This window comes from Kitasatospora sp. NPDC058965 (genome assembly GCF_042741245.1).
GTDB lineage: Bacteria > Actinomycetota > Actinomycetes > Streptomycetales > Streptomycetaceae > Kitasatospora.
In genome coordinates, this window is record NZ_JBHYKG010000313.1 from 1 (window position 1) to 9,732 (window position 9,732).

The 9,732-nt window shown below is 75.1% G+C and carries 8 protein-coding genes, 1 pseudogene and 1 riboswitch; of the genes and pseudogenes, 6 read left to right on the forward strand and 3 right to left on the reverse strand.

All coding sequences use genetic code 11. The features are described 5' to 3' along the window. Positions 1 to 100: 100 nt before the first annotated feature. A pseudogene (locus ACFW1A_RS33670) lies at positions 101 to 748 on the reverse strand (NAD(P)H-binding protein); the annotation flags it as partial. A 200-nt stretch (positions 749 to 948) separates the two neighbouring features. On the opposite strand from ACFW1A_RS33670, the gene ACFW1A_RS33675 reads away from it, so the two are divergent. From ACFW1A_RS33675 to ACFW1A_RS33685, 3 genes are all read left to right on the forward strand, one after another. After that, the gene (locus tag ACFW1A_RS33675; RefSeq protein ID WP_380415830.1) at positions 949 to 1,695 is read left to right on the forward strand and encodes a Mut7-C RNAse domain-containing protein; all 747 of its coding nucleotides are present in this window, start codon (positions 949 to 951) and stop codon (positions 1,693 to 1,695) included. A 97-nt stretch (positions 1,696 to 1,792) separates the two neighbouring features. Then, positions 1,793 to 2,263 carry a VOC family protein gene (locus ACFW1A_RS33680; RefSeq protein WP_380415815.1) on the forward strand — a complete coding sequence of 157 codons (471 nt, stop codon included), beginning with the start codon at positions 1,793 to 1,795 and terminating at the stop codon, positions 2,261 to 2,263. Between the two features lie 46 nt (positions 2,264 to 2,309). Further along, a complete protein-coding gene (locus ACFW1A_RS33685) occupies positions 2,310 to 2,804 on the forward strand; it encodes a pyridoxamine 5'-phosphate oxidase family protein (RefSeq protein ID WP_380415817.1) in 495 nt (164 codons plus the stop codon). A 278-nt stretch (positions 2,805 to 3,082) separates the two neighbouring features. Here the strand turns inward: ACFW1A_RS33685 and ACFW1A_RS33690 are convergent, their stop codons facing one another. Together ACFW1A_RS33690 and ACFW1A_RS33695 are read right to left on the reverse strand one after the other, a co-directional pair. Then, positions 3,083 to 5,449: a SpoIIE family protein phosphatase gene (locus ACFW1A_RS33690; RefSeq protein WP_380415819.1), complete on the reverse strand. Its 2,367-nt coding sequence runs from the start codon at positions 5,447 to 5,449 to the stop codon at positions 3,083 to 3,085. Between the two features lie 99 nt (positions 5,450 to 5,548). Next, the gene (locus ACFW1A_RS33695) at positions 5,549 to 7,186 is read right to left on the reverse strand and encodes an APC family permease (protein ID WP_380415821.1); all 1,638 of its coding nucleotides are present in this window, start codon (positions 7,184 to 7,186) and stop codon (positions 5,549 to 5,551) included. A gap of 479 nt (positions 7,187 to 7,665) precedes the next feature. Further along, positions 7,666 to 7,824, forward strand: a riboswitch (cyclic di-AMP (ydaO/yuaA leader). A 5-nt stretch (positions 7,825 to 7,829) separates the two neighbouring features. On the opposite strand from ACFW1A_RS33695, the gene ACFW1A_RS33700 reads away from it, so the two are divergent. Genes ACFW1A_RS33700 through ACFW1A_RS33710 form a run of 3 tightly spaced genes read left to right on the forward strand, consistent with a single transcriptional unit; the run spans position 7,830 to position 9,715 of the window. Beyond that, positions 7,830 to 8,657, forward strand: coding sequence for a transglycosylase family protein (locus ACFW1A_RS33700; RefSeq protein WP_380415823.1), 828 nt, complete (start codon positions 7,830 to 7,832; stop codon positions 8,655 to 8,657). 42 nt (positions 8,658 to 8,699) lie between these two features. Continuing rightward, entirely contained in the window at positions 8,700 to 9,125 is a 426-nt protein-coding gene (locus tag ACFW1A_RS33705) for a YchJ family protein (RefSeq protein ID WP_380415825.1), read from the forward strand. A gap of 23 nt (positions 9,126 to 9,148) precedes the next feature. Further along, entirely contained in the window at positions 9,149 to 9,715 is a 567-nt protein-coding gene (locus tag ACFW1A_RS33710; protein ID WP_380415827.1) for an NUDIX domain-containing protein, read from the forward strand. Positions 9,716 to 9,732: the final 17 nt, after the last annotated feature.

Below are 9,732 nucleotides of genomic sequence, written 5' to 3' on the forward strand. Positions count from 1 at the left end.
CACCCCCGGCGGCATCCCCCTTGTTTGCGGTTTGGCGGCATCCCGCCCGGCCCCCCCGCCGGGGGGGGGGGGGGCCGCCGGGGCCGCCGGGGGGGGGGCCCGCCCGCACGGCTTCGGCCACCGGAGCGTCCCCGGCGACCAGCTCCAGGGTCCGCCCCGCCGTCCCCGGCTCGCCCAGCAGCGCGGCCAGCACGGCGGCCACGTCGTCCCGGCTCACCGCGCCCCGCCCGGTCCGCTCGGCCAGCCGGACCAACCCGGTGCCGGTCTCGTCGGTCAGCCGACCCGGGCGCAGCACCGTCCAGTCCAGCCCGGTCCGCGCCCGCACGTCCGCGTCGGCCGCCCCCTTGGCCCGCAGGTACGCGCCGAACACGGGGTCCGCCCCGTCCGGAGCCGCGGGATCGGCCCCCATCGAGGACACCACCAGGAACCGCCGCACCCCGGCCGCCTCCGCCGCGTCGGCGAACAGCGCACAGGCGCCCCGGTCCACGCTGTCCTTGCGCTCGGCCCCGCTCCCCGACCCGGCCCCGGCCGCGAACACCGCCGCGTCCGCCCCCGCCAGGTGCCGCGCCACCTCCGCCACGGTGGCCGCCTCCAGATCGCACACCACCGCCTCGGCCCCGACCGCCCGCAGGTCCGCGACCTGCCCCTCCCGCCGAACGATCCCGACCGCCTGCTCCCCCCGCCCGCTCAGCACCCGCTCCAACCGCAACGCGATCTGCCCGTGGCCACCCGCAATCACCGTCCGCATACGGGCGATGCTAGGCCGACGGGCCGTCAGACCCGCGCACGCCCCGTTCACCGGCGCGCCCGGCGCGGACGTGGGACGGGACGGGCGGTGTCGAGGGTGGGCGCACGGGTGGTGAACTCTTTCCGACGGGTGGCTGACCGGTCGAAACCCGCTGGATACCGGCCGCCCGGCCCTGGCATGCTGGCCGGGTGGACAGCACCGTGGACAGACCGGAGATCGAGATCGGCTTCGCACCCGAGCTGCAGGTGTTCGTCGCCGCCGCGAAGCGGGTGGCGGGGGCCCGGGTGAAGGTGGACGGGGTGTCCACCCTCGGGCACGTGGTCGAGTCGCTCGGCGTGCCGCTCACCGAGGTCGGCGAACTGCTGGTGGACGGGCGGCCGGTGCGCAACGGGCACATCCCCGCGCAGGGCGAGTCCGTCACGGTGCGCCCGGTGGCCAGGCCGCAGGCGCTGGCCGGGCCCGCCCGGTTCCTGCTCGACGTGCACCTGGGCACCCTCGCCCGCCGGCTGCGGCTGCTCGGGGTGGACGCGGCCTACGAGAACCTCGACATCGGCGACGCCGCCCTGGCCGCCCGCTCGGCCGCCGAGCAGCGGGTGATGCTCTCCCGCGACCGGGGGCTGCTGCACCGGCGCGAGCTGTGGGCCGGCGCCTACGTGTACAGCCACCGCCCGGCCGAGCAGCTGCGCGACGTGCTCTCCCGGTTCGCCCCGCCGCTGGCACCGTGGACCAGGTGCACCGCCTGCAACGGGACGCTGCGCGCCGCCGACAAGGCGGCGGTGCAGGAGCGGCTGGCGGACGGCACCGAGCGCTCCTACGACGTGTTCGCCCAGTGCGCGGACTGCGAGCAGGTCTACTGGCGCGGCGCGCACCACGCCCGGCTGGACGCGATCGTCGCGGAGGCGCTGAGCCTGTCCGCCGGCCCGGCCCCGGCCCGACAGGGGAACTGACGCCCCGGCGGCTGACGGCGCGGCGCCCGACGATCCGTCAGCTCCCGTGCCAGGCTTGGCCCGTCCCGGCGGTCCCAGCCAGCGGTCAGGAGTCAGCATGCCCGACGTCGAGCCGATCCCGGCCGGCTACCCGCGCGTCTCGCCCTACCTCTTCGTGGACGGGGCCGCCGCGGCGATCGAGTTCTACGCCTCGGTGATCGGGCTGCAGCAGCGCGGCGACCGGATGACCGGCCCGGACGGCCGGATCGGGCACGCCGAACTGCAGCTGGGCGACTCGGTGGTGATGATCGCCGACGAATTCCCCGAGGCGGGCGCCGTGGGCCCCAAGCGGGTCGGCGGCTCCCCGGTGCTGCTCAACGTCTACGTGCCGGACGTCGACGCGGTCTTCGCCCGGGCACTGGCCGCGGGGGCGAAGGAACTGCGGCCGGTGAACGACCAGTTCTATGGCGACCGGACCGGCAGCTTCGAGGACCCGTGGGGCCACCGGTGGAGCGTCGCCACCCACGTCGAGGACGTGCCGGCCGCCGAGATGGCGGCCCGCGCCAAGGCCGCGATGGGCGGCAACTGACCGATGGCGTCCGCCTCCCCGGCCCCGAGCCCGGCCGGATGACCCCGTGCCGCCGCGCCGCAGCGCCCGACCGCACATGCCGGGGTACGGGATCCTCCCGGCGGACGGCGGCAGCGGACTGCTGCCCTGGTTCTGGGCCGAGCGCAGGCTCGCCGACTCGCACGAGTACTGGGTCGCCACCGTGCGCCCGGACGGGCGCCCGCACCTGATGCCGGTCTGGGGCGTCTGGCTGCGCGAGGCGCTCTGGTTCAGCAGCAGCGTGCAGTCGCGCAAGTACCGCAACCTGGCCGCCGGTCCGGCCTGCACGGTGGCCACCGACGACGCCCACCACCCGGTGGTGCTCGACGGTACGGCCGGGGTGGTCACCGAGGCGCCGGCGATCGCGGACTTCCTGGCCGCGCTCAACGAGAAGTACGCGACCGCCTACGCCGCGGACTTCCTCGACCCGGCGGTCAACGCCACCTTCCGGGTCGTCCCGGACTCCGTCTTCGCGCTCTCCGACGAGGACTTCACGGGCACGCCGACCCGCTGGACGTTCTGACGCAGCCGGTGCAGAAATCCCCGGGACACCGCCGCTGACCGGCGGTTTCGGAGTTAGACTGACAGGTACACCAGACAGAGGCGAGGGCCGCACCGCCGGTGGAGACGTTCACCGTCCGTCCGAGCGACTCCCATGTCGAAGGCCTGGCCAGGCCCCCGGCAGGCCGGATCGACAGCACGCTCCCGAGCGACGGCAGGGACGCGCAGGACCGATCCCCGACCTACCGGGGACTGCTCCTGCCCGGGGCCCGGCATCGGCAGCCCCGCCCCGGGCGCGCCTCACCCCGGCGGCAGCTCCTGCTCCGTCCAGATCGTCTTCCCCGCCGGCGTGTACCGGCTCCCCCAGCGGTTGGTCAGCTGCGCGACCAGGTACAGACCGCGCCCGCCCTCGTCCGTCAGCCGGGCCCGCCGCATCCGGGGCTGGGTGGCGCTGCCGTCCGAGACCTCGCAGGTCAGCGTGTCGGCCCGGATCAGCCGCACCGTCACCGGCCCGCCCGCGTACCGGATCGCGTTGGTCACCAGCTCGGAGAGGACCAGCTCGGTGGTGAAGGTCAGGTCGGCCAGGCCCCACTCGACCAGCGTCGCCGTCGCCGCCTCCCGGATCCGGCCCACCGCGGCCGGCTCCGGATCCACCGACCAGACCGCCGTGTCGTCGGCCGGCACCGCCTTGGTCCGGGCCAGCAGCAGCGTCACGTCGTCGTGCAGGCGGGTCGGCGGCAGACCGGCCACCAGTTGCTGCCCCGCCTCCCGCAGCGGCTGCTCCTCCCCCGCCACCACGGCGAGCCGGCGCAACAGCTCCGCCATGCCCGCGTCGATGTCCCCCTCGCCGCGCTCGATCAAGCCGTCCGTGTAGAGCGCCAGCACGCTCCCGGGCGGCAGCTCCACCCGGGCCGACTCGAACGGCAGCCCACCGACCCCGAGCGGCGGCCCGGGCACCACCGGCAGGAAGTCGGCGCTGCCGTCCGGGCGCGCGACGGCCGGCGGCGGGTGGCCCGCACTGGCCACCGTGCAGACCCGGGCGACCGGGTCGTAGACCGCGTACAGGCAGGTGCCGCCGAAGGTGACCGGCTCGGTGCCCTGCGGCAGGTCGGCCGCGGTCTCGCCCACCGCGAACTGGGCCTCCTCGTCGATGTCCGCCACCAGGGCCGACTCCACCAGCAACTGGGCCACCAGGTCGTCCAGGTGGACCAGCAGTTCCTCGGGCTCCAGCTCCAGGTCGGCCAGGGTGCGCACCGCCGTGCGCAGCCGGCCCATGGTGGCGGAGGCGTGCAGGCCGTGCCCGGTGACGTCGCCCACCACCAGCGCCACCCGGGCCGAGGAGAGCGGGATGACGTCGAACCAGTCCCCGCCCACCCCGCCCGCGGTGTCCGTGGGCAGGTAGACGCTGGCCGTGGTGACCGCCGCCACCGAGCTGACCGCCGGGGGCAGCAGGCTGCGCTGCAGACCGATCGCGGCCCGGTGCTCGCGGGTGTAGCGGCGCGCGTTGTCCAGGGCCAGCGCGGCACGGGAGGCGATCTCCCGCATCAGCACCCGGTCGTCCTCCTCGTACGCGTCCTTCCAACGGTCCCGCCGCACCCAGATCCGGCCGAGCAGCACGCCCCGGGCCACCAGCGGCACCCGGATGCTCCAGGCGTCGACCGGGTCCTCGGGTTCGGTGTCGCCCTCCGCGCCGACCAGCACGGTGTCCCCGGCGGCGGGCACCGCCTCGGGCGGGCCGGCCACCCCGGTGCGGCGCAGCAGCAGCCGGCCGTCGGCGTCCGGCAGCGGCTCCCCGCCGGTGAAGACGGCGGCGGCCAGCTCCACCACGGCGGCGTCCGCGAAGCCCTGGGCCAGCACGGCGGCCAGGTGCTGCGCGCTCTCGCCGACCGAGAGCGAGTGGGCGGCCGCGGCGGTGGCCTCGTGCAGCAGGGCGAGCCGTCGGCGGGCCAGGTACTGCTCGGTGATGTCGCTGAACAGCGCGGTCACGCCGATCACCCGGCCCTCCGGGTCCTGCAACCGGAACGCGGAGATCGCCAGCATCCGCCCGCTGCGCGGGTCGACCACGGTGCGCGCGAGCTCCTCGGCCAGCACCAGCGGCTGCCCGGTCCGCAGCACCTCGCGCAGGTGCGCCTCGACCGCCTCGGCGTCCACCGGCTGCAGCAGGTCGCGCAGGCTGGTGCCGCGCAGGTCGGTGGGGATGCCGGAGTACGGCAGCAGGTGCGCGTTGGTCCGCACCAGGTTGAGCTCCTCGTCGAAGACCGCCAGCCCGAACCGGTCCTGCAGGAACAGCTCGCGGGAGAACGCCTGGTCCTGCTGCCAGCGGTCGGCGGTCTCGCCGGGTGCGCCGAGCACCACGAACCGGGCCGCCGAGCGGTCCCCGGGGGCTGCCGCGCGCAGCGTCAGCACCCGCAGCTCGACGTCCACCACCTGCCCGTCGCCGGTGCGCACGGTGGCCCGGCCGAGCCAGCCGGCCCCCGGCCCGGGCTCGCCGTCCCGGCCGCCCTCGGCGGGGCCCGCCAGCAGCTCGCGCACCGGCCGCCCGCGCAGCGCGGTCGCGGGCAGCGCCAGCACCCGCTCGGCCGCGGCCGTGCAGTCCAGGATCCTGCCACCGCCGTCGACCAGCACCCCTGCCACGCCGTCGAGGAACGGGAAGCGGGAGTCGTCCAAAGTCGTCCACCTCGCCCGGTCTACCTGCGACCATCCTGTACCGACCGGCCGTCCGCCGCCGCCGCGGCGCTCCGGGCCGCGGCCAACTTCACGCGCCGGTCAGTGCCCGCCGGCGTCCAGCACCTCGACGTCGGAGATGTTCCGCTCGATCTCCTCGACCGGCAGCGCCACCGCCAGCGCCCAGTAGTAGATGGCCAGCGAGAAGACGGAGACCAGCCCGATGTCCCACCACAGGCCCAGGTTCTTGGTGGCCCCGACACCGAACTGGCCCTGCCAGGAGATCACCCCCATGCCGACCAGGTAGACCGGCAGCCACTGCCCGGCCCGGAAGTCCATCCGGGGCGCGTTGGGCAGCCCCTTGGCCCGCGCGTACCAGGCGTAGGAGCCGAGCAGCAGGTAGCCGAGCAGGATCGAGGCGCCGAGCCGCCACAGGGTGTCCCAGCCGGACCAGTAGATGACCAGGCCCGCCACCACGAAGGCGAGCGGGGAGATCACCTCGCCGGCGGGCAGCCGGTAGGGCCGCTCCAGGGTCGGGAACCGCTTGCGCAGGACCCCGAAGGCCAGCGGCGCCCCGGCGTACATCAGCACCACCGCCGAGGTGATGAAGCTGACCAGCCGCTGCCAGCTGGGGAACGGCAGGAAGCAGAGCACGCCCGCCACGAAGGCGATCAGCAGGCCGGCCCAGGGCACCGCGCGCCGGTCGGTGCTCTGCAGCGCGTCGGGCGCGTAGCCGTTGCGGCTCAGGCCGTAGGTGATCCGGGAGCTGGAGGTGGTGTAGATCAGGCCGGTGCCGGCGGGCGAGATGATCGCGTCGATGTAGAGCACGGTGGCCAGCCAGCCCAGGCCGATCAGTGAGGCCAGTCCGGCGAACGGGCCGCTGATCCCCGGGTAGTCCAGCGCGCCCCAGCCGTTGGCGAAGCTGGACACCGGCAGCGCCCCGATGAAGACCACCTGGAGCAGCAGGTAGATCACGCTGCCGATCAGCACCGAGCCGAGCACCGCGCGCGGGATGTCGCGGCGCGGGTGGGTGCTCTCGCCGGCCCACTGGATGGCCTGCTCGAAGCCGAGCAGCGCGAAGATCACCCCGCTGGTGCTGATCGCGGAGAGCACCCCGCGGGCGCCGAACGGCGCGAAGCCGTGCGAGGTGAAGTTGCTGCCGTGGAACTCCTTGACGCCCAGCACCACGATGGTCAGCACCGGGATCGCCACCTTCCACCAGGTCGCGGCGCTGTTGGTGTGGGCCAGCCACTTGACGCCCAGGAAGTTGATGGCGACGAAGAGCGCGAGCAGCGCGGCGGCCACCGCGAAGCCGGAGGCGGTCAGCGTGCCGTCGTGCTTCTGGAAGCCGTCCGCCCAGTGCCAGTGGCGGGCGTAGCCCAGCATCGCCTGCACCTCGATCGGCGCGATGGTGGCCGCCTGCAGCCAGGTGAACCAGCCGAAGCTCATCCCCGCGAAGCCGCCGAAGGCGTAGTGCGGGTAGCGGGCGGTGCCGCCCGCCACCGGGAACAGGCCGCCCAGCTCGGCGTGCACCAGGGCCAGCAGCACGATGGCCACCGCCCCGATGCCCCAGGAGAGCAGCGCCGCGGGGCCGGCCGCTTTGACCGCCTTCTCGGCGCCGAACAGCCAGCCCGAACCGATGATCGCGCCCACCGAGGCCCAGAGCAGGCCGACCAGGCCCACCTCCCGGCGCAGCGCGTGACGGCCCTTACTGCTTGTGGACCCGGACAGGGACACCATGGCTGCGCGGCCTCTCTCGGGACGACAGGAGCGCTGCTGACGCTGCCCCAGCTCCCGGGCCCGGGCCGTGACCCGCGCCGGTGCGGGTCACCGGCGACCATCCGTCCGGCCCAATCGGTCTTCGCTGATGTGAATCTGAACGGCAATCACATCCACACCTGTTGATTTGCCGGCCCGAACCTGCCAGGCTCGGGGACAGCTCAAGAAGCTCCTGGACCACGGGCGCCGAGTCCCCGTGCCTTCCGCCCCCGGAGGCACGGTGGCTCGGCGCACGTGCACGCCCACCGGCCGTGCGCGGACCGTCCGCAGACCCCCCGGCAGCTGAGGGAGCGTGCGGTTCTCCTGCACGACTTCGGTGATGCTGGTGTGACGTATGCGATGCGAGCTTGTTATCGGAATGATGATCCGTCTAGTCTCCCTGGCAACCCGGACTGCACCGGGCCCCCGAACGCGGAACGCCGAATCCTGCCCACCGCGCCCCCGGGACCACGACGACTCCTCTGGGCAGGGGCGGGGGACCCAGTTTCGACGCCGTCTCCCACGGCTAGGGGTGAAGCCGTCCCGCACGGGACGGCCGGGCCGACCACTCTCTGGGCCCGAACCCGACAGCTCACCTCGCAGGCGTGCGGAGAGGGACATCTGCATGGTGTTTTCCGGCCCCGGCCGCCACCGCCGCCCCACCCAGGCCGACAAGGCGGTCGCCACGGCGACCGTCGTCGGCGCGGGCCTGGCACTCCCCCTGCTCACCGCCACCGGCGCGCACGCCGCCGAGCCCACCCAGTGGGACGCGGTGGCCCAGTGCGAGACCGCCGGCAACTGGGTCGCCGACGCCGGGGACGGCTACTACGGCGGCCTGCACCTGACCCTGCGCCAGTGGCTGGCCTACGGCGGCGACCAGTACGCCTCGGTGCCCTCGCACGCCACCCGGGAGCAGCAGATCGCGGTGGCCGAGCAGATGCTGTCGGACCTCGGGCCGACCGCCTGGGGCAACTGCGCGACCGCGCCGGGAGCCCTGACCCCCGCGGCGCCCGTCACCCCGACCACGCCCGCCACTCCCAGCACGCCCACCACCGCGGCGCCGACCGGCACCCAGAGCCCGACCCAGCCCACCACCGCGACGCCGGCACCCGCCACCCCCGCGCCCGCCCAGCCGACCGCGTCGGCGACCCCCGCCCCGGCCAGCCCGAGCCCGACGGCCCCCGGCACCACCCCGGCGCCGACCGCCACCGCCGCGCCCACCGCGCCGGGCGCGCCCGCCCCGTCGGCCCCCGCCCCGGCCGCGCCCACCGCACCCGACCCGACCGGCGCCCCGGGCGACCACACCTACACGGTGCAGAGCGGCGACAGCCTGTCCCGGATCGCCTACGCCCACCACCTGGACGGCTGGGACGGCCTCTACCAGGGCAACGTCGGCGTGGTCGGCACCAACCCCGACCTGATCTTCCCGGGCCAGCAGCTCCAGCTCCCCTGACCCGCGCGCCCGCGTCGGGACACGGCCCGTCAGAATGGGGCCATGTCCCGACGCACCAGCCGCCGCACCGCCCCCGCCCTCCCGGTCGACTGCCCGTGCGGGCTGCCGGCCGCCTACGCCGACTGCTGCGGCAGGCTGCACCGGGGTCTCGCCCCGGCGAGCACCGCGGAGCAGTTGATGCGCTCGCGCTACTCGGCCTTCGCGGTGCGCGACGAGGCCTACCTGCTGCGCACCTGGCACCCCGACACCCGGCCGCGCACGCTGGACTTCGCGCCGGAGCTGCGCTGGGAGCGCCTGGAGATCTTGGGGAGCGCGGAGGGCGGGCCGTTCCACCAGAGCGGCACGGTGGAGTTCCGCGCCTCCTTCCGGGAGGGTCGCGAGTCGGGGACGATGCGCGAGAACAGCCGCTTCGTCCGCCACGAGGGTGCCTGGGTGTACCTCGACGGCGAGGTCGACACGGCGTCGTGACCGCACCGAACATCGGAGTCCGAGTGACCGACCTGCAGCCGACCGACCTGTCACCGGCCCGCCCCACGCCGGCCGACGTCCCCCTGGCCGAGCTGCCGCTGGCGGACTTCCTGCGCACGCTGCCGCACGGGATCCTGTTCGCCGCCGTGCACTTCACCGACCGGCAAGGCCGTCCGCTGCTGCTGGAGTCGGTCTACGACCCCGAGGTCTGGCAGTTCGCCGGCGGCAACCTGGAGTCCGGCAGCGAGCCGTGGGCGTGCGCGCGCCGCGAGGTCTTCGAGGAGACCGGGCTGACCCTCCCCGCGCATCCGGTGCCGCCGCTGCTGGCACTGCTCTTCGTGCCGCCGACCGGCGGGTGGCCGTTCAAGGTGGGCGTGGTCTTCGACGGCGGCACGCTGGACGACGAGCAGCTGCTCGGCCTGGTCCTGGACCCCGCCGAGCACCGCAGCCACGCCGTCCGCCCGATGGCCCGGTGGCGCACCGAGCTGTCCCCCCACCGGCTGGCCCTGCTGGAGGCCGTGCAGACCGCGCGCGAGACCGGCCGCGCCGCCTACCTCCACCAGCTCCCGGCGCCCCGCACCGCCGACTGACCGTCGACCGGCGCCGG

Coding starts and splice junctions, on each gene's coding strand:
- ACFW1A_RS33680 (WP_380415815.1), top strand. CDS start 1,793: ATGCCCGACGTCGAGCCGATCCCGGCCGGCTACCCGCGCGTCTCGCCC.
- ACFW1A_RS33705 (WP_380415825.1), top strand. CDS start 8,700: ATGTCCCGACGCACCAGCCGCCGCACCGCCCCCGCCCTCCCGGTCGAC.
- ACFW1A_RS33695 (WP_380415821.1), bottom strand. CDS start 7,186: ATGGTGTCCCTGTCCGGGTCCACAAGCAGTAAGGGCCGTCACGCGCTG.
- ACFW1A_RS33700 (WP_380415823.1), top strand. CDS start 7,830: ATGGTGTTTTCCGGCCCCGGCCGCCACCGCCGCCCCACCCAGGCCGAC.